The organism is Streptomyces echinatus, from assembly GCF_014203595.1.
Classification (GTDB): domain Bacteria; phylum Actinomycetota; class Actinomycetes; order Streptomycetales; family Streptomycetaceae; genus Streptomyces; species Streptomyces echinatus.
On sequence record NZ_JACHJK010000014.1, the window covers coordinates 1 to 23,188 of the forward strand.

Annotated in this window: 17 protein-coding genes and 2 pseudogenes; 12 read left to right on the forward strand and 7 right to left on the reverse strand. The window is 72.4% G+C overall.

What is annotated here, in order from left to right:
- Window positions 1-210 (forward strand): annotated as a pseudogene (locus tag FHS34_RS31620) (IS5/IS1182 family transposase); the annotation flags it as partial.
- 470 nt (window positions 211-680) lie between these two features.
- Here FHS34_RS31620 and ku read toward each other — a convergent pair.
- Complete coding sequence (gene ku / locus FHS34_RS31625; protein WP_184971839.1) at window positions 681-1,589, reverse strand: non-homologous end joining protein Ku; 909 nt, start codon at window positions 1,587-1,589, stop codon at window positions 681-683.
- A 431-nt stretch (window positions 1,590-2,020) separates the two neighbouring features.
- Between ku and FHS34_RS42820 the strand changes: the two genes are divergently transcribed.
- The gene (locus tag FHS34_RS42820) at window positions 2,021-2,992 is read left to right on the forward strand and encodes a hypothetical protein (RefSeq protein ID WP_184971841.1); all 972 of its coding nucleotides are present in this window, start codon (window positions 2,021-2,023) and stop codon (window positions 2,990-2,992) included.
- Between the two features lie 84 nt (window positions 2,993-3,076).
- On the opposite strand, the pseudogene FHS34_RS31635 reads toward FHS34_RS42820, so the two are convergent.
- From FHS34_RS31635 to FHS34_RS31645, 3 genes and pseudogenes are all read right to left on the reverse strand, one after another.
- Window positions 3,077-3,608, reverse strand: a pseudogene (locus FHS34_RS31635) (GNAT family N-acetyltransferase).
- A gap of 361 nt (window positions 3,609-3,969) precedes the next feature.
- On the reverse strand, window positions 3,970-4,524 hold the full coding sequence (locus FHS34_RS31640) for a PaaI family thioesterase (RefSeq protein WP_184971843.1): 555 nt from the start codon (window positions 4,522-4,524) through the stop codon (window positions 3,970-3,972).
- Window positions 4,525-4,645: 121 nt separating this feature from the next.
- Window positions 4,646-4,945: a putative quinol monooxygenase gene (locus tag FHS34_RS31645; RefSeq protein WP_184971846.1), complete on the reverse strand. Its 300-nt coding sequence runs from the start codon at window positions 4,943-4,945 to the stop codon at window positions 4,646-4,648.
- Between the two features lie 137 nt (window positions 4,946-5,082).
- On the opposite strand from FHS34_RS31645, the gene FHS34_RS31650 reads away from it, so the two are divergent.
- The 5 genes from FHS34_RS31650 to rox all read left to right on the forward strand — a co-directional run bounded on the left by FHS34_RS31650 (window position 5,083) and on the right by rox (window position 12,764).
- On the forward strand, window positions 5,083-6,042 hold the full coding sequence (locus FHS34_RS31650; protein WP_184971847.1) for a GlxA family transcriptional regulator: 960 nt from the start codon (window positions 5,083-5,085) through the stop codon (window positions 6,040-6,042).
- Between the two features lie 93 nt (window positions 6,043-6,135).
- Window positions 6,136-8,922: a SpoIIE family protein phosphatase gene (locus tag FHS34_RS31655; protein WP_184971849.1), complete on the forward strand. Its 2,787-nt coding sequence runs from the start codon at window positions 6,136-6,138 to the stop codon at window positions 8,920-8,922.
- A gap of 123 nt (window positions 8,923-9,045) precedes the next feature.
- Window positions 9,046-9,798 (forward strand): GntR family transcriptional regulator, encoded by a 753-nt coding sequence (locus tag FHS34_RS31660; RefSeq protein ID WP_184971852.1) that lies wholly within the window; start codon window positions 9,046-9,048, stop codon window positions 9,796-9,798.
- Between the two features lie 53 nt (window positions 9,799-9,851).
- Window positions 9,852-11,129, forward strand: coding sequence for an MFS transporter (locus tag FHS34_RS31665; protein ID WP_184971854.1), 1,278 nt, complete (start codon window positions 9,852-9,854; stop codon window positions 11,127-11,129).
- A gap of 207 nt (window positions 11,130-11,336) precedes the next feature.
- Window positions 11,337-12,764 (forward strand): rifampin monooxygenase, encoded by a 1,428-nt coding sequence (gene rox, locus FHS34_RS31670; RefSeq protein WP_184971856.1) that lies wholly within the window; start codon window positions 11,337-11,339, stop codon window positions 12,762-12,764.
- Window positions 12,765-12,772: 8 nt separating this feature from the next.
- Here rox and FHS34_RS31675 read toward each other — a convergent pair whose 3' ends face one another.
- The gene (locus FHS34_RS31675) at window positions 12,773-14,977 is read right to left on the reverse strand and encodes an FUSC family protein (protein WP_225817649.1); all 2,205 of its coding nucleotides are present in this window, start codon (window positions 14,975-14,977) and stop codon (window positions 12,773-12,775) included.
- A gap of 320 nt (window positions 14,978-15,297) precedes the next feature.
- On the opposite strand from FHS34_RS31675, the gene FHS34_RS31680 reads away from it, so the two are divergent.
- From FHS34_RS31680 to FHS34_RS31690, 3 genes are all read left to right on the forward strand, one after another.
- Entirely contained in the window at window positions 15,298-16,512 is a 1,215-nt protein-coding gene (locus FHS34_RS31680; protein ID WP_184971860.1) for a glycosyltransferase, read from the forward strand.
- 137 nt (window positions 16,513-16,649) lie between these two features.
- On the forward strand, window positions 16,650-18,830 hold the full coding sequence (gene helR / locus FHS34_RS31685) for an RNA polymerase recycling motor ATPase HelR (protein ID WP_225817650.1): 2,181 nt from the start codon (window positions 16,650-16,652) through the stop codon (window positions 18,828-18,830).
- Window positions 18,831-18,898: 68 nt separating this feature from the next.
- Window positions 18,899-19,672, forward strand: a complete 774-nt coding sequence (locus FHS34_RS31690; protein ID WP_184971862.1) for a class I SAM-dependent methyltransferase — start codon at window positions 18,899-18,901, stop codon at window positions 19,670-19,672.
- A gap of 24 nt (window positions 19,673-19,696) precedes the next feature.
- On the opposite strand, the gene FHS34_RS31695 is transcribed toward FHS34_RS31690, so the two are convergent.
- On the reverse strand, window positions 19,697-20,056 hold the full coding sequence (locus tag FHS34_RS31695) for an excisionase (protein ID WP_184971864.1): 360 nt from the start codon (window positions 20,054-20,056) through the stop codon (window positions 19,697-19,699).
- A 69-nt stretch (window positions 20,057-20,125) separates the two neighbouring features.
- Here FHS34_RS31695 and FHS34_RS31700 point away from each other — a divergent pair, with 69 nt between their 5' ends.
- Window positions 20,126-21,097, forward strand: a complete 972-nt coding sequence (locus FHS34_RS31700) for a Clp protease N-terminal domain-containing protein (protein ID WP_184971866.1) — start codon at window positions 20,126-20,128, stop codon at window positions 21,095-21,097.
- 13 nt (window positions 21,098-21,110) lie between these two features.
- The gene (locus FHS34_RS31705; protein WP_184971868.1) at window positions 21,111-22,223 is read left to right on the forward strand and encodes an FAD-dependent oxidoreductase; all 1,113 of its coding nucleotides are present in this window, start codon (window positions 21,111-21,113) and stop codon (window positions 22,221-22,223) included.
- A gap of 87 nt (window positions 22,224-22,310) precedes the next feature.
- Here the strand turns inward: FHS34_RS31705 and FHS34_RS31710 are convergent, their stop codons facing one another.
- The gene (locus FHS34_RS31710; RefSeq protein ID WP_184971870.1) at window positions 22,311-23,180 is read right to left on the reverse strand and encodes an NlpC/P60 family protein; all 870 of its coding nucleotides are present in this window, start codon (window positions 23,178-23,180) and stop codon (window positions 22,311-22,313) included.
- Window positions 23,181-23,188 lie beyond the last annotated feature (8 nt).

The window sequence follows — 23,188 nt, forward strand, 5'->3', positions numbered from 1 at the left end:
GACCAGCGCAGACACCGCCATGCCCGCGGTTCTCGCGGCGGCCGGCCCACCGGCTTCGACCGCGAGCGCTACAAGAAACGCAACACCGTCGAGCGGGCCATCAACCGCCTGAAAGGCTTCCGCGCCGTCGCCACACGCTACGAGAAACGGGCCTACACCTACCTCGGTACCGTCACCCTCGCAGCCCTGATCATCTGGCTTCGCACATGATCCGAGAAACAGCGCCTAGTCCACGAGGTCGCCGGCGTATCCGCGGCCGGCCCAGACCTGGGTGGTGACGTGGGGAGTCGAAGGTGCTTGCAAGGCGTTCGGACGACCGCCCGTGCCCGGGCACTCCGCCCGCTCTCCCCGCTGCATCGCTGCCACCCCCTGCCGGGTCCGCCAGAGCCTCCGACAACGCCGTGACCTGAACCGACCCGAGCGGAACAAGAACGCCCAGCAAGCTGGCGAGCACAGCCACTGGCAGCACCGCTCCGATCGCACCTGGCACGGGCCGGCGCCATCGGCGCCGACCGGGACAGCGCGCTTCGGACCCTCACCGAAGGGGCTCCCCTGCCCGCGCTATCGGCCAGACAACACAGCGGGGACACCTCAGCCGTCCCCGCTAGCATCCGGTCCACGGCAGGCGCGTCGTCCAAAGCCTCTCGGGCGGGTGGGGACACCCCCACGCCTGCCACATCTCAGGCAGTCCTCGGACGGCGTCCAGTCGTCTTCTTAGCCGTGGTCTTCTTGGCCGGCTGCTTCTTCGCGGCCGCCTTCCTCTTCGGCTTCGGCAACTCGTGCACCTCGGCAGGCCCGGCGTCGTCACCCCGGGACGCCCTGGCCTTCGACACCGACTCCTGCAGTGCGGCCATGAGGTCCAGGACCGGGGCCGGCTGCTCCGGCTCCGGCACCTCCGGCAGAGGCTTCTCCTCGCGCTTGGCCTCGATGATCTGCGCGACGGCCTCGGTGTAGCGGTCTCGGAACTCCTCCCCCTCGAGCCGATCGACGGTCATGGTGTCCATCAGGGCCAGTGCCCCCTCGATCTCGGCCTCGGACACCTCGGCCGGCGGCGGGAGCAGTTCAGCGGGGTCGCGGATCTCGTCGGGCCAGCGCATGGCGTGCAGGACCAGGACGTCGTCGCGGATGCGCAGCAGCCCGAGGCGCTCGCGGCCGGACCATGCGTACTTCGCGACGGCCACCTTGGCCGAACGGCCCAGCGCCTCCACGAGCAGCCTGTAGGGCTTCGCGGCGACCTGGCCGGCGGGCTGGAGGTAGTAGCCCTCGGCGATCCGGATCGGATCGATGCTGGCCAGGGGCACGAACGCGTCGATCTCGATCGCCTTCGCCGTCGGCAGAGGCAGGTTGCTCAGGTCCTCGTCCGTGATCGGGATGACCTGCGTCCTGGTCAGCTCATACCCCTTGCCGATCTCCTCCTGGGACACCTCGCGGTCCTCCAGTTCGCACACCTTGCGGTAGCGGACCCGGCCGCCGTCCTCCAGGTGGTACTGGTGGAAGTGGATCGAGTGGTCCTCGGTCGCCCCGACCACGTTGATCGGCACCGTGACCAGGCCAAAGGAGATCGCACCGGACCAGATCGTTCGGGGCATGGCACACCCTTTCGCACTCACCCCGAGCACCACCAGGCTATGAACGCCACAGGCCACCCGCACCCGCGGCGGCAGCCGCGTGTAACCCAAGCAAATCATTCGGGCGACCGACAGGAGCAGGAAGCCGGCCCCGTCAGTGCCGATCAGGCCCCACTCCCGTCGTCTGGACGTGAGACGTGCTGCCGGGGCCCGCGCACTTCACGAGCGGTAGGACGGCAGCCGGCTGACGTTCTCCAGGGACGGCCGGTTGCGGTTTCATGGTCGGTGATCGAGGCCTGTGCCCCTGCCGCATTCCCCCGGTGGGGGGAGGCGGATCGTTCAGGTGGTTGATGCCGCGCTGTCCCGGGTGGTGCGACGTTCGGAGCATGAGCGGAGACGGACTGGGATTGAGGGCGCTGTGGCGTGTGGGGTGGCAGGAATGGCCTCGTCGGGTGGGCCCGACGACCGTGGTCTGGGGGGGGGTGGCGTATTCCGCTTTCGGCCTCTCCTGTGCACTGAGCGGGACGCCGGTCTTCCATGGCGGTGGTGTCCCGGCGTCGTCCACGCTCAACTGGTTCGTTGTGGCGGTGGGAGCGGTGGCGGCTGTGGTCGGTGCTGCGGTGGTGCGGTACGGGCTGTCGCCATGGCTGCGGGTGTTGCTCTGGACGGTCTGCGTCCTGGCAGGGATCGCTGCGTTCAGCTTGCTGATGGACCTGATCACGCTGATGTTCGGTCAAGGCGTGGACAGTTGGGTTGCTGCCACGAACCATGCGCTGGCAGCCATCGGTGTGTTGCTGCTCACGGCAACCGCCCGCTCCCGCCATCGTTCACCCAACGGGGCCTGTGCGCCTGCGCCGTCCTGCGCTCCCGCGCGCGTCCAGATCGCTGCCGCCGCCGGAACGGTTGCCTTCGTGCCCTACAGCGCCATGAAGTTGTTCTGGGCGTTCGGAGGAACGTTCGCCGGGACGAGCATCGAGGAGATCCTCGTGATCTCCAAGCGCAACGGCGCCTCCGAGTTCTGGCTCACCCTCGAGTCCTGGGGCTTGGACGCCACCGTACTGCTGGCCGCACTCGGTGTCCTCCTCCTCTGGGGCCTGGTCCGCCCATGGGGGCAGGTCTTCCCGCGCTGGACGCTGCTCCTGCACGGCCGGCGCGTTCCCCGCTGGCTTCCCATGGCCCCGGCGCTGATCGGCGCCGCCACCCTCGCGCCGTACGGGCTGCTCGGGATCGGTTACTGCGCTCTGGCCACGGTCGGTGCGGTGACGATGCGGCCGGGCGACTTCCCCTCCTCGGGAGACGCCTTGTCGGTCAGCTGGATCGGCATGACCGCGTTTGCCGTGTACGGCGCTGCTCTGGCCATCGCCGCCCGCTCGTACTGGCTACGGACCCGTCCTGTCGGCCGGGTGCCTGCTCAGGCCGAGTGATCTCCGCGGGCGGCCGGCTCTTCGCCAACCGGCCGCCTCAGGGACAGTGGCCGGCTGTCTCATGGTGATCGACGGCTGGGCGGTTCATGCCTGGAACTCGGTGAGGTCGATGCGTGAATGCGCAGGGGGTAGCCGTACACCGGGTGTGTCGTCTCCCGCTCGGGCGCCATGCCGAGCTTGCGGATGACGTTCTCGGAGGCGTTGTCACCCACCCGATTGAGGCTGATGACGCGGTCCGGGCCGCGGTCCTGGAGGGCGAACTCCAGCGTGGCGTGGGCGGCTTCGGAGGCGTATCCCTGGCCCCAGAACTGTGAGCCGATCCGCCAGCTGATCGCCACGGCGGGCATCACCTCCGGCAGGAACTCGGGCACGGACAGTCCCGTGAAGCCGATCAGTTCGCCCGAGGCCGGCAGCTCGACGGCGAAGAGTCCGAAGCCTTCCTCGTCCCACTCCTGCTCCCACCGCTCGATGTCCTCGGCCGTGTGGTCCAGGTCGCGCACCGAGCCGTCGTCGATCCAGCGCATGACTCGGGGGTCCGCGTTGATGTCCGCCATCGGCACGAGATCGTCGTCGTGCCAGCTACGGAGGAGGAGGCGGGTGTGCGGGGTTCGGTCATGCGCCCGTCCTGCCGAAGGCAACGGCCTCATCGGTAATCCGGAGCTCCCGCGCTGCTGCTGAACCACACAGCGCGAAGCCGCCCGCACCGCGCACCGTGACCCCGACCAAGCGTCCGTACCAGCCGCCGTCACCAGCGCGGCCGCCCCGGACGACGCGCGCGCCACCACCGTCGGCGACTCGCTGACCGTCGCCCGGTACCACCCCCGGCGGGGTCGTGGACGCGGGAGGCGTTACCGCTCGTCTCGGACACCGGTGGGTGCGACGTACCCGCGGGCGGCGCGGCCGAATGGATCGACGTCCTCTTCCCACGGCCGGGTGCGGTGCCGGCCGGATGCCGTGCCGGTAGGGTGCCGTGCCGATCAGGCCGTGCCGGGGACCGTGAGGACGGCGCAGGTGGCCGTTCCGTGGGCGTACAGCTTGCCGTCGGCCGCCCCGACGATCCGGGCTTCGGCGGTTGCCGTCGTGCGGCCCACGTGAACGGCCCGGCCCTCACAGCGCAGCGTCGGCGTGGTGGCCGCCACCGGCCTGACGAGGTGCACGCCGAGCTGGACGGTGGTGTAGGCACGGCCGGCCGGCAGCGCGGTCAGCACGGCGGTGCCGAGGGCGGAGTCGAGGAGGGTGGCCATATAGCCTCCGTGGACCGTGCCCATGGGGTTGAGCAGGTGCTCCCCGGGCTCGCCCTCGAAGACCGCCAGCCCCTCCTCCACCGCCACGAGCCGGAAGCCGAGCGTCCCGCAGATCGGGGCTTCCGGCAGCCGTCCGTCCAGGCTCATGCCGGCCAGCTGGATGCCGGTGTGCCCTCCGGCGGCCGCGTAGCCCCGCTGGGGCTGCCAGGTGTGGGTGCGCGAGCGGGTTCCGGCGGGCGGCGTGGTGGCGGCGGGCGTTTCGGCGGTGAGGGCGCGGTGCTGCGTCATGGTGCGGTCCGTTCTTCGGCGGGCCCGTCGTCGGGCCGGGTGTCGTGCGGTGGGGGGCCGGGCGGCAGCACGCTGACCGTGTGCCGCCCGGCGGCGGGATCGGGACGCTCTGTCCCCCGGATCAGGGCAGCTTGACCGCGAGGAGATCGACCGGGCGGATGTCCGGTGCCTCGCTGAGCATGGTCGCCGCGGCCTCCGTCAGCGCGGCGGCGATCCTGCCCCGGAGGTGCCCCTGACGTCCCTCCTCGTCGTCGAACGTGTCGAAGACGCCGAAGGTGGTGGGGCCCTGCCGGAACGCGAACCAGGTGACGGTGTGCTCCTCCTGCCGTGCGAGCTGCAACGCGCCCCGCAGCAGGTCCTCCACCTTGTCGGCGTACTCAGGCCTGGCCTCGATCCTGGCCAGCAGTCCGAGCTGGGTCATGGCGCACTCCCGTGGTGTGTGGTCGTCGTGGGCGGTGCCGGTACCGGGCACCGGATCTTGTCCGGACACCGAGAATCTAGGCCGCCGCGACCGCCGCCCCCAGTGTCGCGAACGACGCATCCGATATCGTTTCCGTCATGGACGTGGCGGTGCTGGCATACGACGGTGTGTTCGACTCCGGACTCGCCGCCCTGCTCGACGTGCTCGACGGGGCGAACGCGATGCGCGGGGAGCTGCCCGAGCCCCCGCCCGCCTGGACGGTCACCAGGATCGGCTTCCGCCGACGGATCCGTACGGCCGCCGGGCATCTGGTCGAGACCGCACCGGTGGCCGCCGCGGAGGGCGCCGATCTGCTGCTGGTGCCCGCGCTGGCCGAGCGGCGGCCGGACGCGCTCATCGCCCATGTCTCCGGCCCGGACGCGATGCCCGTACGGAGGCTGGTGGCGGCCGCGCGTGAGCGCCGTACACCCGTCGCGTCCGCCTGTACGGGCACCTTCCTGCTCGCGGAGTCGGGGGTGCTGGACGGGCGGCGTGCCACGACCAGCTGGTGGCTCGCGCCCTACTTCCGCAAGCGCTACCCGGCGGTCACGGTCGACGAGACGCGTATGGTCACCGTCTCCGACGGCGTGACCACGGCAGGTGCGGCGTTCGGGCATGTCGACCTGGCGCTGGCGATCGTGCGGATGACGAGTCCGGCCCTGGCCGATCTGGTGGCCCGCTACCTGGTCGTCGACGAACGGCCCTCCCAGGCGGCGTACACCATCTCCGCGGCCCTCGCGCAGAGCGACCCGACCCTCGCGGCCTTCGAGCACTGGGCCCGCACCCATCTGGACCAGCCCATCTCGATCGCCGAGGGGGCGCGGGCGGTCGGCGTCAGCGAGCGCACGCTGCAGCGGGCCGTGCGCCGCACCCTGGGCACGTCGCCCGTCGGCTTCGTCCGGGACCTGCGGGTCGAGCGCGCCGCCCATCTGCTGCGGACCACCGATCTGCCGCTGGACGCGATCGCCCGCAAGGTCGGCTACGAGCACGCCAACACGCTGCGCATCCTGCTCCGTGAGCGCACCGGGGAGACGGCGAGCGCCCTGCGGCGGCGCTGAGGGCCGGCATGCCGGGGCACCCCGAGGGAACAATGCGGCCATCAGCGGTCATACCGGTCGCCCGTGACGGAGCTCCAGTGCTAGAAAAGGGAGATGAGCGGACGTTCCCGCCGCCCATGGGCGAGAGCGGCACCGCCGCCCGGCACACGGTGGCCATCCGAGCCGTCCCGTGGCCGAAGGCCGTGGCCGCTGCGCGGACGCCGCCTCAAGCCGTCCCTGAGCGTCCGCACGCTCGCCGCGCAGGTCTTCCTGTTCCAGGCACTGATCATGCTGATGCTGGTCGCGGTGGGCGCGGCCGCCCTGGTGGTGCAGGGGCGCTACGACGCCGAGCACAGTGCCATGGACCGGTCCCTGGCCGTGGCGGAGTCGTTCGCCCATGCCCCCGGTACGGCGGTCGCGCTGCGGTCCCCGGACGCCAGCGCCCTGCTGCAGCCGCAGGCGGAGCAGGTGAGGAAGGGATCCGGCGTCGACTTCGTCACCGTCCTGGACAGGCACGGCGTCCGGGTCACCGACCCCGACCCCGCCCTGATCGGCACGAAGGCCCAGGGCGTCGGCCGTGCCGCCGCAGGCGAGACGTTCACCGAGACGTTCCACGGCCGGCCCGCCGACGCCGTCCGCGCGGTCGTGCCCGTGAACGATCCGAGCCGGCGCGTGGTCGGCATGGTCACCGCCGGGATCGAGTACGCCAATGTGGGTGAGGTGCTGAACCGGCAGCTGCCGTTGCTGCTGGGCGCGGCGGCGGGAGCGCTCGTGCTGGCGATGGGCGGGGCGGCACTGGTCAGCCGGCGGTTGCTGCGGCAGACCCACGGCCTCGGCCCGGTCCAGATGACCCGGATGTACGAACACCACGACGCCGTGCTGCACGCGGTGCGCGAGGGGGTGCTGATCGTCGGCGGCGACGGGCGCGTCCTGCTCGCCAACGACGAGGCGCGCCGGCTGCTGGACCTCCCCGAGGACGCCGACCGGCGGCAGGTGCCCGAGCTCGGTCTGGGGCCGGTGCCGACGCGCTTGCTGGTGGCGGGCGAGGCCGTGTCCGACGAGGTCGTCCCGGTCGGGGACCGGCTGCTGGCCGTGAACGTCCGGCCCACCGCCCCGTACGGCGGCGGCCAGGGCCTGGTCGCCACCTTCCGCGACACCACGGAGCTGAGGGCCCTGTCCGGGCAGGCGGAGGTGGCGCGGGGCAGGCTGTCGTTCCTGTACGAGGCGGGCGTGCGGATCGGCACCACCCTCGACGTACGGCGGACGGCCGAGGAGCTGACCGAGGTGGCGGTCCCCCGCATGGCCGACGTCGTCTCCGTGGAACTCCTCGACGCCGTGCTGCGCGGTGAGGAACCCACGGGCGCGGTGCACGCGATGCGGCGTACCGCGGTGCGCGCGGTGCGGGCCGGACACCCCCTGCAGCCGGTGGGCGACGTGATCCGCTTCGTGATGGCCGACACGCCGATGGTGGCGGCCCTGCGCCGCGGCAAGGCCGTCCTGGTGCCGGACCTGGGCACCGCCCAGGACTGGCGGGCACAGGACCCCGAGGGGGCGCAGGCGGCGCTGCGCTACGGCATCCACTCGATGGTCTCGGTGCCGCTCCGGGCCCGCGGGGTGGTCCTCGGCATGGTCAACTTCTGGCGTGGTGCGGGCTCCCCCCGGTTCGAGGAGGAGGACGTCGCCGTGGCCGAGGAGCTGGTGGCCCGGGCCGCCGTCGCGATCGACAACGCGCGCCGGTACTCGCGCGAGCACGCGATGGCCGTGACGCTGCAGCGCAACCTGCTGCCGCTGGGCCTCCCGGAACAGGATGTGCTGGAGATCGCCTCGCGCTATCTGCCGGCGCAGTCCGGGGTGGGCGGCGACTGGTTCGACGTCATCCCGCTGCCCGGGTTCCGGGTGGCGCTCGTCGTCGGCGACATCGTGGGACACGGGATGCAGGCCGCGGTCACCATGGGCCGGCTGCGCACGGCCGTACTGAATTTCTCCTCACTGGACCTGGCCCCGGACGAGTTGCTCGGCCGCCTCGACGAGATGGTGACCCGGCTGGACACACAGTCCGCGGACGCCGACGACGACCGGGTCCCGCTCACCGGTGCCACCTGCCTCTACGTCGTCTACGACCCGGTCGGCGGGCACTGCACCCTCTCCCGTGCGGGGCACCTCGCGCCCGCCGTGGTGGATCCCGAGGGCGGGGTGTCCTTCCCCGACCTGCCCCTGGCGCCGCCGCTGGGCGTGGGCGGGCATCCCTTCGAGGCCGGCGAGCTGGACCTGCCGGAGGGCAGCCGTCTCGTCCTGTTCACCGACGGTCTGATCGAGAACCGGGGACGGGACATCGACGAGGGCATCGAGATGCTCTGCTCGACCGTCGCCCGGACGGACCGGACACCGGAGGAGACGTGCCGCGCCCTCGTGGAGAGGATGCTGCCCGAGCACCCCAGTGACGACGTGGCGCTGCTGGTCGCCCGCACCCGGCTGCTCAATCCCTCCTGCGTCGCGGCCTGGGACGTGCCGTTCGATGTGACGGCCGTGCCCCGGGTCCGCGGCGAGGTGACCCGGCGGCTCGCCGACTGGGGGCTGGAGGAGGTGTCGTTCACGACGGAGCTGATCCTCAGCGAGCTGCTCACCAACGCGATCCGCTACGGCGCCCCGCCGGTGCGGGTACGGCTGCTGCTGGGCCGCACCCTGGTCTGCGAGGTGTCGGACGGCAGCAACACCTCGCCCCGGCTGAGACAGGCGGCCACCACGGACGAGGGAGGCCGCGGCCTGTTCCTCGTGTCGCAGTTCGCGGACATGTGGGGGACCCGCTATGTGACCCGGGGCAAGGTCATCTGGGCCGAGCAGAGCCTGGACCGCGCCGCGGAACCGGACCCGGCGGTCCTGTTCGACGTCATGGGCCTCTGACCGGCCCGGCGCATGGGTGCCGAGCGTATTGCTGCTCCAGCAGCTTTTCCCCGGTGCAGTAGCTTGCCAACACCCCCTGGAGACACCAGGTGAGGGGCAGCAGAGCCACCGGAGGATCCGCCCATGACCCGCGAGGCACCGTACCTTGCCGTGGCCGGCGTGCTGCGCGCGCGGATCCTCGCGGGTGAGTGGGAGGTCGGCGGACGTCTGCCGTCCCGGGCGCGGTTCGCCGAGGAGTTCGGGGTCGGGCGCAACGTCCTGCAGAGGGCCATGGACCGTCTGATCAGCGAGGGTCTCCTCGAAGGGCGGGCCGGCTCGGGCACCTATGTGCGGGTGCCGCCCGAGCGTCTGCGGCTGATCCGCTCGCGGCACCGCGAACGCCGGGGCGTCTGCCGCCCGGACCCGAGGGAGCGGGGCAGGGCCGACGCCTGGGACGCGCACAGCCAGGTGCGGGTTCCCGCCCCGGAGGCGATCGCCGAGCGGCTGGCCGTCGGCCCCGGGGAGCTGTGCGTCACCACGTACTACGAGTTCCTCGCCGAGGGACACCCCGTCCAGCTCTCCGAATCCTGGGAGCCGATGGCGATCACCGGCGGCACGCCGATCGTGCTGCCCGAGACGGGCCCGCTGGCCGGCAAGGGGGTGGTCGAGCGCATGCGCTCCATCGGCGTGGTCGTCGAGACCGTGGCCGAGGTGCCGCGCCCGGCTCGTGCCACCCCGGCCCAGGCGAACCTTCTGGGGATCGGCGTCGGGGACCTGGTGCTGCGGATCGAGCGGACCCTCTACGACACGGACGGACGGCCCGTGGAAACCGCGGACATGGTCATTCCCGACGCGCGACGCGAAGTGGTCTACGAGTTCGGGGTCGACCGCCCGTAGCCCCCGGCGCCTTCACTCAAGTGACCTTTTGAGAACGGCAGTAGGAGACACGCATGTCCACATCGTCCCGGCCGGGACTCCTGCACGACCCGGACTTCGGGCGTCTGTTCGCCGCCACCGCGCTCGGCCGACTGGGCGATCGCATCCTCTTCCTGGCCCTGCCCCTGGTCGCCATCGAGGCGTTGGGCGCCGACGAGTTGCGGATCGGGGCACTGGCCGCGATGACCACGGCGGGCTCGCTCCTGGTCGGGCTGCCGGCCGGTGCGTGGGTGGACCGCGTGCGGAAACGGCCGGTGATGATCAGCACCGACCTCGTGCGCGCGCTGGTGCTCTCGACGATACCGGTGGCGTGGTGGGCGGGCCTGCTCACCATCTGGTGGCTGTACGCGGTCGCCCTGGTCCATGGCGTGCTGACCGTCTTCTTCGACGTCGCCTACGTCAGCTGTCTCCCGCACCTGGTGGGGCGCGACAAGCTGGTGGAGGCGAACTCGAAGCTCTCGGCGATACGTTCGGTGACCAGTATCAGCGGGCCGACGGTGGCAGGGCCCCTGGCCGGCCTGGTGGGAGCCCCCGCGACGGTCCTGGCGAGTGCGGCCGGGATGGCCGTGTCCGGGCTGCTCGCGCTCTCCATCCGCACCCGCGAGCCGAGGCCCGAGCCGGGTGAACACCCCCGGCTGGGGCGGGAGATCAGGGAGGGACTCCGTTTCGTCCTCCGGCACCCCGCCCTGCGTGCGGTCATGGTGGGGGACGCGATATTCAACCTCTTCCTGGTCATGTACCAGACCATGCTGCTGGTGTTCCTGGAGCGGGAGTTGGGCCTCCGGCCCTTCGGTGTCGGCCTGGTCCTGTCGGGAATGGGGTGTGGTGCCCTGGCGGGCGCGCTGCTGGCGAGGAGGGTCTCGGCCCGCGTCGGGCTTGGTCCGGTCATCTGGCTGGCGTCGCTGGTCACGTGTCCGCTGACCGCTCTGATGCCGTTGGCACGACCGGGCTGGAGCGTGTACGTGGCCGCGGTCGGGCTCGCGCCTCTGTCGCTGGGGGGAGTCGTCCGCGTCGTGGCCCAGTCGAGCCTGCAGCAGGCCCTGACGCCGGATCGGCTGCTGGGCCGGATGAGCGCGACGGCCCGGTTCGTGTCCTGGGGCGGCATCCCGCTGGGCGGACTCCTCGGCGGGGCCTCGGGCACCGCGTTCGGGGCGACGGCCACCCTGTGGGCCGGGGCCGCGGGAATGACGCTGAGCGCACTCCCCGCCTTCCTGTCGCCGCTGCGCACCATGCACACCTTGGCCACGGACAAGACAGACAAGGCGGACACAGCCCCGGAGTCCGTCCGCTGAGCACTGCCGCGGACCGAGGGCGGCACATGGAAAAGGCAAGGAGGGTGTCCGCTCCTTGCCACTCTCAACGTATAGCGCACGGGGGGCCTTGCGGCAAGGCCCGGGGCCTGCCGCACAATCTGCGGTCGAAGCCAGAACCTGCGGACATCAGGGATTCACGGAGCACCCGCGCCGGGTCGACGTGTGGGTCTCGGAACGGGCGTTGTGATGATTGACGTGATCGTGGTCGGCGGCGGACCGACCGGCTTGATGCTGGCCTGCGAGCTGCGGCTGCACGACGTGCATGTGGTCGTGCTGGAGAGGCTGACCGAGCCGACCGGGGAGTCCCGCGGACAAGGTCTGCACACCCGCAGCGTGGAGCTGATGGACCAGCGCGGCCTCCTGGACCGGTTCCTCGCGGTCAGTGAGAAGTTCCAGGTCGGCGGCCTCTTCGGCGGCGTCCAGAAGCCCTGGCCGGACCAGCTGGACACGGCGCACCCGTACGGCCTCGCCACCCCGCAGCCGGTCACCGAACGGCTGCTCCACGAGCGTGCCCTGGAACTGGGCGCCGAGATCCGGCGCGGCCGCGAAGTGGCCGGGCTCAGCCAGGACGAGGACGGGGTGACCGTCGAGCTGGCGGACGGCACGCATCTGCGCTCGCGCTATCTCGTCGGGTGCGACGGCGGCCGCAGCACGGTGCGCAAGCGACTCGGTGTCGCCTTCCCCGGCGAACCGGCCACGGTCGAGACGCTGCTGGGTGACATGGAGCTGACCGGGGACCCGGCGGCGATCGCCGCCGCCGTCGCGGAGGCCCGCAAGACCCAGCTCCGCTTCGGCGCCTCTCCGCTCGGGGACGGCAGGTACCGTCTCGTGGTGCCCGCCGACGGCGTGGCCGAGGACCGTGCGACCGCGCCGACCCTCGACGAGTTCAGGCAGCGGCTGCGGGACTTCGCCGGCACCGACTTCGGCGCGCACTCGCCGCGCTGGCTCTCCCGGTTCGGCGACGCCACCCGGCAGGCCGAGAGCTACCGGACCGGCCGTGTGCTGCTGGCCGGCGACGCGGCGCACATCCATCCGCCGACCGGTGGGCAGGGACTGAACCTCGGCGTCCAGGACGCGTTCAACCTGGGCTGGAAACTGGCCGCCGCGGTGAACGGCTGGGCGCCGGAGGGACTGCTCGACAGCTACCACACCGAACGGCACCCGGTGGCGGCCCGCGTGCTGGAGAACACCCGCGCGCAGATGACGCTGCTGGGTGCCGGCCCGGGGGCGACCGCGCTGCGCGAGTTGTTCTCCAGGCTGATGGACTTCGAGGAGGTGAACCGGTACGTGACCGGGCTGATCACCGCGGTCGGGGTCCGCTACGACCTCGGCGAGGGCCACGAACTGCTCGGCCGGCGCCTGCGGGACGTGCGGCTGAAGCGGGGGCGTCTCTACGAGCTGATGCACGGCGGACGCGGGCTGCTGCTCGACCAGACCGGCCGGCTGTCGGTGACGGGCTGGGCGGACCGGGTGGACCATGTCGTGGACGTCAGCGAGGAACTGGACGTGCCGGCGGTACTGCTGCGGCCGGACGGCCATGTCGCGTGGGTCGGCGACGAGCAGCGGGAGCTGCTCGGCCGACTGCCCGAGTGGTTCGGCGCCCCCGTCGGCTGAGCGCCCGGTCAACGCCCGTCGGCCCCTCCCGGGCCGGCCTCGGGGGTGTGGTCGGCGTGCGCGATGCGTCTCAGGTCGGTCATGAGCGAGCCCAGCCATGCCACGGTGGCGTAGTACCGTCGCGGAGCGCCGGGCGGCTCGGCGGAGAAGGCCGCCAGGGCCGGATCGATCAGCGGTACCGACGTGGCCGGGGTGTCCTCCCCCGGGTCCAGCGCCGCCGAGACCAGCAGCATCCGCCCCGCCACCCGTTCCCCCAGCGTGCCCGCGGACTCGGCCGCCGCCGGGCTCAACTCGGCGAGCGGCGGCTCCAGCATGCGGGCGCTGCCCCACAGGGCGTGGTGTCCGGTGATCAGCGTCTCCTGCCAGTCGACCACGTGTGGCGGCCCCGCCCGCCGCCCCCGCCCCCCGAGGGCCGGGGGCTCGCTCTGCAACTGTGCGTACGCGGACTCGGCGAGGATGACGGCACGTTGCAGCGACCGGCGCCCCGGCACTCCCGACGGGGCGGGCGACGCGGCGCCGCCCGCCACCGAGGCGCTGGTCGCGACCACGATCTCCGCCGCCCTGCGCAGGAGTTCCGCCCCTGCCCGGCGCATCTCGTCATGGGCGCCCCGAGGCCAGGCCAGCACGCCGAAGACGGCGCCGATCGCACTGCCGACCAGCACGTCGAGGATCCTGACCTCCGCCAGCCGCCACGTCGGCTGCGCCAGCTGCGCGAAGACCAGTGCCACGGTCACGGTGAACAGTCCCTGTGCCCAGCCCATGCCCTTGACCGGTCCCACGGTGAAGGCGAACAGCATCAGCAGCGGCAGCAGGACGGCGTAGACGGCGGTGCCGGAACCCGCCAGGATCAGTATTCCGGCGCTCACCAGGGCCCCGGCAAGCGTGCCGGCGAGCGCCAGACGGATGGTGCTCCACGTCGCGCCCAGCGTGGTGCGGGTGAGGGTGAGGGTCGCCAGCGTGGCCCAGAACCCGTGCGGCAGGGTGTCCACCCCGGCCACGAGCCTGGCCGCGGTCAGGGCCAGGGCCATGCGCACCGCGTTCTGGAAGAACACCGACCTGCGCCCGGCGTGGCCGTGCATCCGGTGCCACCACAGGACGGGGTCCGGGCTCCTGGCGTACCAGAAGTGGCCCACCGGCAGCTCCACCGTGGCGTGCCGGCCGCGCACCGCCAGATCGGCCGCCGCGCCCATCGCCAGCGCCGCGTCGGCGATCTCCAGCACGGCCGCGTGGCGTCGCAGGACGGCGGGCGGCAGGCCTGGCGCACACATGGTCCCCCCGGGCGGGAGCGAGCCGTGCGCCCTGGTGGCAGCCGTCCCGGCGGACGCCTCCGACAGCCGTTCGCGTGCCGCGGCCAGCGCCTCCTGCTCCGCCGAAGGGGAATCTCCGGCCCGCAGACAGGCCGCGGTCGCCGCCGCGAGTGCCGCCACGGCCCGCAGCACGGCGGTCACACCGAGTTCCGCTTCCCGCACCGGCCCGGCGGTCGCATCGGGTGCCGTCTCCTGCCTCGCCGCCGGCCCCGCCCCCGGCCCCGCGGGCAGCTGGGCCAGTCTGCTGAGCAGGGTGCGGATGGCCAGACCCGTGTGGGTGAGGGCGCGGTCGCGTACCCCGGGACCGGCCGGGCGTTCCGCCTCCGGCACGTTGAGCGGCCGAAGCGCCTGGCCCGCCGCCCGGGCCGCCCGGACGTCCGTGTCGGTCAGGGCGTAGGGGGGTGCCGCGAGCCGGGTGGCGCAGTGCTCGGCGTTCAGGGCCGTCCGTGCGGCCCGCTCCCGGTACGGGAGCGGGGCGGGCTCGCGGAAGAGCAGCGCCTCGGCGGCCACGAACAGCACCGCTCCCGTGGTCGTGCCGATCAGCCGGTCGCCGAGCGAGCCGGGATCGTAGGGCGGGAAGGACGGCAGGATGTAGAGGAGTTGAAGGCCGGGGGCCGCCCCGGCCAGGCGTGGCCCGCCCACGGCGGAGAAGGCCAGCGTGAAGCCGACCACCAGCATCCCGACGGCCGCGGTCCAGGTCCGCACCGACAGATAGGTGCCCACGGTCACCAGCACCCAGCACACCGGCAGCAGGCGGAGTATCACCGCCGCCTGCTGCCGCCCGGTACCGGGAATCCTGGAGAGACCGCCCAGCGCCACCACGGTGAACAGCGCGTAGATCGCCGCCACCGGGCGGTCGAAGCCGTAGCGGAAGAGATAGAAGCACCCTCCGGCGACAAGGGTCACACGCAGCGCACGACGGCCAGAGGCGGCGTACGCCGCCGGCAGCCGAGCACCTGGAACACCCCGCATCTCTTCAGGATCACCCACCACACGGCATCCGGCATTTCTGATCACCGGTGCGCGACGCGAAGGCGGAGCGTGAAGGCGGCCGTGAAGGCGGGACGAAGTCGCTCGGCACGGGACGAAAAACAAAAGGCAAGGAGGTAACCCACTCCTTGCCACTCTCAACTTATAGCGCACCGGGGGGCTTGCGGCAAGGCCCCCGTCGTACCGCAGAATCATCGGCCGAGGCCGGGAAATCGCAGAAATGGGGGCTTTACGACGTGCGTGTTCTTCTGTCGACGTATGGGTCGCGTGGGGACGTCGAACCGCTGGCGGGACTCGCGGTGCGCTTGCGGGAACTCGGCGCGGAGGTACGGGTGTGCGCGCCGCCGGACGAGGACTTCGCACAGCGGTTGGCCGGTGTCGGCGTGCCCCTGGTGCCGGTCGGCCCTTCGGCGCGCGCGCTGACGAACGCGGCACCGTCGCCCTCCTCCCTGCCCCGGCGCGCCGCCGAGCTGATCGCCGGTCAGCTGGACGGGGTCACGGCGGCGGCCGAGGGATGCGACGTGCTGGTGGCGACCGGTGTGCTGCCGGCCGCCGCGGGCGCGCTGTCGGTGGCCGAGAAGCTGGGCATCCGCTCCGTGTCCGTGACCTTCCAGCAACTCACCCTGCCCGCGCCGCACCGCCGGCCGCTGGCCTACCCGGGCCGGCCGCTCCCGCCGGAGGTCACCGACCCCCGGGTGCTGTGGGACCTGGACGCCCGGAGCGTCGACGCGCTGTTCGGTGAGGCGCTCAACACGAACCGGGCATCGATCGGCCTGCCACCGGTGGCCGGCGTCCGTGACTACGTCATCGGCGAGCGGCCGTGGCTGGCGACGGATCCGGTCCTGGACCCGTGGCACGAGACTCCGGACCTCGACGTCGTACAGACCGGCGCGTGGATCCTGCCCGACCCGCGGCCGCTGCCGGCCGGCCTGACGGCGTTCCTCGACGCGGGCGCGCCCCCGGTGTACGTGGGCTTCGGCAGCATGCCGATGCACGCGTCGCCGGACGTCGCCGAGGTCGCCATCGAGGCGGTCCGGGCGCAGGGCCGCCGCGCGGTCGTGGGGCGTGGCTGGGCGGACCTGTCCCGGATCGACGACCAGGACGACTGCTTCGTCGTCGGCGAGGTCAACCAGCAGGCGCTGTTCGGCCGGGTGGCCGCCGTCGTGCACCACGGGGGCGCGGGTACGACGACGACGGCCACGCGGGCCGGCGCGGCCCAGGTGGTGGTGCCCCAGGCGGCGGACCAGCCGTACTGGGCCGGCCGGGTGGCCGAGCTGGGCGTCGGCGTGGCGCACGACGGCCCCACTCCCACCCTGGCCTCCCTGACCGCGGCCCTTCGGGCGGCCCTCGCCCCCGGGACCCGCGCACGAGCGACCGCCGTGGCCGGCCGGGTCCGGGCCGACGGCGTGTCGGTGGCCGCTCGGCTGCTCCTCGACGGCGTGGGCCGGTAAGGCCCGCACGTGACGGCGTGAACAACTCCGCGCGAACCACCCCGCGTGAACCTCTCGCGCGAACCACCCGGGCGTGCCGAGCCACGACCCGGAACCCGTGACCTGAAACCGCGATCGGCCTCATCGGAGCCATTGACGTGCATCGTTCCCTGACCAGGACCAACCGTTCCCTGACCACCAGCGCCTTCGATCTTCCCGACCGCCTCTCCCCCAAGGCCGACCCCGCGCTCATCGCCGCCGACGAGAAACACTTCGCGGCCGTCGCGCAGTGTCTCGACGAGTCGATCGCCGAACTGGCCGGCCGCCTCGACGCCGAGCGCAGGGCACCCGGCGGGAAGGGCCGGCAGGCCATGGACCGGGACGCGGAGATCCACCGGCTGACCGCCCGGCTGCGCACCCTGCGCCGCTTCGGCCTGGACCTGTGCCTCGGACGCATGGTCACCGCGGACAGCCCCGAGCCCGTGTACGTCGGACGGCTCGGCCTCACGGACGGTACGGGGCGTCGGCTGCTGGTCGACTGGCGCTCGCCCGCGGCCGAGCCGTTCTTCGGGGCCACCCACGCCAACCCGATGGGGCTGGCGAGCCGCCGCAGGTACCGCTGGACGGACGGCCGGATCAGCGACTACTGGGACGAGGTGTTCACCGCCGACGGGCTGGTCGGGCACGCCGCGCTCGACGACCAGTCCGCCTTCATCGCCAGCCTGGGCGGCAACCGTTCACCGCGGATGCGGGACGTGCTCGGCACCATCCAGGCCGACCAGGACGCCATCATCCGGGCGGGATCCCACGGCGCCCTGGTCGTGGACGGCGGTCCGGGTACGGGGAAGACCGTGGTGGCCCTGCACCGCTCCGCCTACCTGCTGCACTCCGACCCCCGGCTCGGACACCGCCGGGGCGGCGTGCTGTTCGTCGGTCCGCACCGGCCGTACCTCGCCTACGTCGCCGATGTCCTGCCCAGCCTCGGGGAGGAGGGCGTGCAGACCTGCATCCTGCGGGACCTCGTCGCCGAGGGGGCCGGGGCGGCGGTCGAGGCCGACCCGGACGTGGCCCGCCTGAAGTCGTCCGCGGCGATGGTGAAGGCGATCGAGACGGCCGTGCGGTTCTACGAGGAGCCGCCCACCGAGGGCATGACGGTCACCACCCACTGGTCCGACATCTGGCTGAGCGCCGACGACTGGGCCGTGGCGTTCGAGGCGGCGGAGCCCGGTACCCCGCACAACGAGGCGCGCGACCAGGTCCTGGAGGAGCTGCTCACGATCCTGATGGACAAGCACGAAGGGGACGCCTCACCCGAGCTGCTGCGCAGGTCGCTGCTGCGGAACAGGGAACTGCTCACGGCCTTCGACCGGGCCTGGCCGCTGCTGGAGGCGGCCGACCTCGTGGGAGACCTGTGGTCGGTACCCGCCTACTTGCGGTTGTGTGCCCCCTGGCTCGGCCGTGACGACGTCCGGCTGTTGCAGCGTGCGGACGCCCGGGCGTGGACGGTGTCCGACCTGCCGCTGCTGGACGCGGCACGGCAGCGGCTCGGCGACCCGGAGGCGGCACGGCGCAAGCGCCGGCAGGAGGCCGTCCTCGCCGCGCAGCGCGACCGTATGGCGCAGGTCGTCGACGCGCTGATCCAGGCCGATGACGACGGTGAGGGCCTCGTGACGCAGCTGCGCCGGGAGGACCTGCGGCGCAACCTGGTCGACGAGTCCGAGTTGTCGGCGGTGTCGGCCGTCGAACCGGACCTGCTGGCGGGGCCGTTCGCGCACATCGTCGTGGACGAGGCGCAGGAACTGACCGACGCGGAATGGCAGATGCTGCTGCTCCGCTGCCCGTCCCGGAGCTTCACCATCGTCGGGGACCGCGCCCAGGCCAGGCACGGGTTCACGGAGTCATGGCGGGAACGGCTCGAACGGGTCGGGTTCGGCCGGATCGGCCTGGCCTCCCTGAGCGTCAACTACCGGACGCCGGAGGAGATCATGGCGGAGGCCGAGCCGGTCATCCGGGCCGTGCTGCCGGACGCCAACGTACCGGCGTCCATCCGTGGCAGCGGCGTTCCCGTCGTGCACGGGCCGGTCTCCGATCTGCGCCCGGTTCTCGACGGCTGGCTGGACGCCCATGCCGACGGGATCGCCTGTGTCATCGGCGATCCCGCGTTCCGCGGCACGTCACGTGTCCGTTCGCTGTCCCCGGAGCTGTCGAAGGGACTCGAGTTCGACCTGGTCGTCCTCGTCGACCCGGAGAAGTTCGGCGAAGGCGTGGAGGGAGCGGTGGACCGCTACGTCGCGATGACACGAGCGACCCGGCAACTCGTCGTCCTGCACAGCTCCTGACCGTCCACGAGGAAGAGCGGCCCCGCGAACGCTGCCCGGGTGGATCACTTGACGACTAGCCTGCGACGATGGAATGCGTCGGCGATGTACCCGAGAACTCCGTCCCGTCCCCGGGGCGGGACCAGGTGAACGACTACGACGGTTTCGCCGAGGCGTACTCGGCGGAGAACGAGAACAGCCTCGTGAACGCGTACTACGAGCGGCCGGCGATGCTGGCCCTCGCCGGAGACGTGGCCGGCCGTCGGATCCTGGACGCCGGCTGCGGCTCGGGCCCCCTGTCCGCCGCGCTGCGCGACCGTGGCGCGGTCGTGACCGGAATGGACGTCAGCGCCGGGATGCTGGCGCTGGCCAGGCGGCGGCTGGGTGACGACGTGGCCCTGCACCTGGCCGACCTGAGCGACCGTCTGCCGTTCGCCGACGGTGCGTTCGACGACGTGGTCGCGTCGCTGGTGCTGCACTACCTGGAGGACTGGGGGCCCGCGCTGGCCGAGTTGCGGCGGGTGCTCAGTCCCGGCGGCCGGCTGATCGCGTCGGTGGAGCACCCTTTCGTGGCCTACACGTTCACAGACCCCCGTCCCGACTACTTCGCGACCACCAGCTACACGTTTGACTGGACGCTCAACGGCCGGACCGCCCCCATGAGGTTCTGGCGCAAGCCGTTGCACGCGATGACCGACGCTTTCACCACCGCCGGCTTCCGCCTCGCCGCCCTCAGCGAGCCGCAGCCCGACCCGGCCGCCCGCGAACTGTTCCCCGACGGCTTCCACGACCTGGCGACCAGGACCTGCTTCCTGTTCTTCGTCCTGGAGGTGCCCCCGTCGGCCACCGGCTCCGACGACTAGCGCGGGGCATCGGCGGCGGTGACGTCACTTCCGCTCCAGCGCGGCCAGCCGCAGCTCGAGCTGGTCGACGCGGTGCCGTAGCAGGGTGACCTGGGCCTCCAGGCCGACTTCTCGTTCCGCCCTGCGCTGGATGCGCGGTGACGCGGCGGCGCGCTCGATCACCGCGTCCAACTGGACCAGCCGCTGCGGGCCGTTCGGGCCGTCCACCAGCCGGGACCGGATCTCGCCATTGCGGTACCAGGACCGCAACGCCGACCGGGAGACGCCGGTTTCGGCTTCCGCCTTCGCCAGCGTGACCCAGGGTGTCTCCTCCAGCCGCTCGAACAGCTCCAACTCCTCCCGCCAGCGCGCGAGTCGGTCCTCCCAGTTTGACGGTGTCTCCATCAGACCCCTCCCTCCGGCACGGTGACCCTGTCAATAACACTGTATTGACAGGGTTGCGAGCATGGAAGCATGACATTCGAGCGGTTCACGGTGAAGGCCCGCCGGGCGGTCGTCACGGCCCAGGAGCAGGCGAGGGAGCTCAAGCACGACCACATCGGCACGGAGCACCTCCTGTTGGGGCTGCTGGAGGTGCCGGACAGCACGGCGGCGAGGGTGCTGCACGGGCTCGGGTACGACAAGGAGACGGCGCGGGCCGACATCGCCGCGGTGGTCGAACCCGGTACGCGGGAACGGAGCGGCCACATCCCGTTCGCGCCGGGCGCTAAGAGGACGCTGGAGCTCGCCCTGCGCGAGGCGCAGCAGTTGCACCACACCGACATCGGTACGGAACACGTCCTGCTCGCCCTTGTCAGTGAGGGTGAGGGCGTCGGCGCCAAGGTGCTCGCCGAACGGATCGTTCCGGTCAGCAGGATCCGTGCGGCGGTGCTGGCCTCGTCGGAGGGATCGCAGGACGTCGCGGGCGGCCCGTGGCCGGCCGGCACGGCTGCCACCGAGGACACCCTGTCCGCCGCCGGCGCGCTCGCCGGTGGCGCGCCGGTGGGCAGCCATCACCTCCTGGAGGCGATGCTGCGGGCGGAGAACAGCATGGCGGCCAGGGTGCTGCGCGAACTCGGCGTCGACCCGGACGCGGTCGCCGCCAAGATCGACGAACTGGATCCGGAGACGACCACGGACGCGAACCCGGAGGAAGCCGCCGCGCGCGAGATGGAACTCCGGCTGGTCGACGGGGAGGTGCATCTGATCCTGCGGGACCCGGCGACGGTCACGATCGCCCAGCAGGTCACCGAACTGTCCGGCGGCCCGGTCACGGGCGTCGGGCCGGTCGCCGGCATGTTCGTCCCGCTCTGGCGGTCGACCAACCAACTGCTGCTGCAGATCCGGCGCGTGCTGCAACCGGAACCCGGAGCCGTGGACGGGCCCGCTGAGAGCAAGGCGGCCGAGATCGTGCGCACGGCGCTCGCGCCCCGGCTCCGCCGGTGAATCGGAGGCGACCATGACCATCAGCATCATCGGAGCCGGTCTGGGCGGCTTGGCCCTTGCCCGTGTGCTGCACCTGAACGGCATCGACGCCGTCGTGTACGAACGTGAGGCGTCGCGCGGCGCACGCGGTCAGGGCGGCATGCTCGACGTGCACTCGGGGACCGGGCAGCGGGCGTTGCGCGAGGCCGGCCTGATCGACCGGTTCCACGCGATCGCCCGTCGCGAAGGCCAGGACCTGCGCCTTCTGGAGCCGGACGGCACCCTGCTCCTCCAGGAGGACACTCCCGACGACGCCCCGGCGGATCGCCCCGAGGTCGACCGTGCCGATCTGCGCGACCTGCTGCTGGATGCGCTGCCCGGGCACGCGGTGCGCTGGGGACACGCGTTGGAGCACGCCGAGGACGGCCTGTTGCGTTTCGCCGACGGCAGCAGTGCGTCGTACGGCCTGCTGGTCGGTGCCGACGGCGCGGACTCCCGGGTCCGCCCGCTGCTCACCGACGCCCGGCCGGCGCACACCGGCCAGAACGTCGTCGAGCTCGGTATCCCCGACGTCGACCGCACCCGTCCCGATCTCGCGGCGATGGTCGGACGCGGCAACTACTGGGTGCTCGGCGACGGGCAGTCCCTGTCGGCGCAGCGCAACGGCGACGGCCGGGTACGCGTCTACCTCGGGTTCCGCACCGCCGAGGACTGGTTCGGGACCAGCGGAATCCCGTTCGACGACCCCGCCGCGGCCCGGGCGCGGCTGATCGAGCTTTTCGCCGGCTGGGACCCACGGTTCACCGCGCTGATCGCCGCCTGCGACGACACGGTCCTGCCACGGCCGATCACCACGCTCCCCGTCGGTCTGACCTGGCCGTCGCGGCCGGACGTCACGCTGCTCGGCGATGCCGCGCATCTGATGCCGCCGGTGGGTCAGGGCGCCAACATGGCGTTGCTCGACGGCGCGTTGCTCGGCCTCGCGCTCGCCGCGCACCCGGACGACCTTCCCGCCGCCGTCAAGGAGTACGAACGCGAGATGTTCGAACGCGCCGGCGCTGCCGGCCGGCAGTCCGCGCGCGTCCAGGAGATCCTGATGGCGCCGGACGCCGGCCGGAGAATGCTCGCGTTCTTCCAACCGGGCTGAAGACAACCGCGGACACCCGGGCGACCGGCTGCCCGGGCGGCGCGATCAACCGCCGTTCCGGGCCCCGGCCGTCTCACGGAACGTGTCTCAGGGCGCGCAGGTGGGTACGCCGTCCAGCCAGGCCGGGCCCTGGATGTAGATGTTGGTGACCCAGGCTCGGTAGTCGGGGAGGTAGGACCAGGCGTCGTTGGTGTAGCCCTCGGCGGTGACGACCTCGGCGTGCTTCTGGCAGGCGACCCGGACGGTGGTCGGGCCGGGGAAGGCGTAGACGCGGGCGGCCCTGACGGAGGGCTGGGCCTTGGTCCAGACGCCGGTGCCCCAGGTGCGGAAGACGGGTCCTTCGACGGTCCCGGTGTTGACGCGGACGGCTCCGAAGTAGTCCCCGCCGAGGCGTACGTCACTGACCATCAGCTTGGTGCCGGACTGCCGGGCCTCCACCATCTTTCCCGCGCCGAGGTAGAGGGCGATGTGGTGCAGGTCCGCCGCACTGCCGTAGGCGAGCAGGTCGCCGGGGCGCAGCGGGGCGAGGCCGTCGGCCGCGGTGAAGCGGTCGGCGGTGCGATGGGTGTAGTACTGGGCGCTCGCGTCGCCGTTGAGGATGTCGGCGCCGGTGGCCTGGGCGTAGGCGTAGCGGACCAGGCCGGAGCAGTCGAAGCCGAGGCGTTCGGGGTCGTGCTCGCTGGCGGGGTCGGTCGGGTCCACCTTGCCGTAGGTGGGGCCGGGCTGGGGGCCGTGGCCGCCGGCCCAGGTGTACCAGACGCCGGCGGCGACCTGCCGGCAGGCGGCGTCGACGGCGCGTTCGGCCGCCGCGGTGGCGCCCGGGGCGAGGACGCCGCAGCCGGCGTCCGCCGCCCGGGCCGGCCGGGCGAGGGGGTCGGCGGCGGTCGCCGACGTCGTGAGGAGAAGTGTGGTCAGCAGGGCGATGAGTGTGCCGATGGCGCCGGTTCGCCGGAGCATGGCGGAAC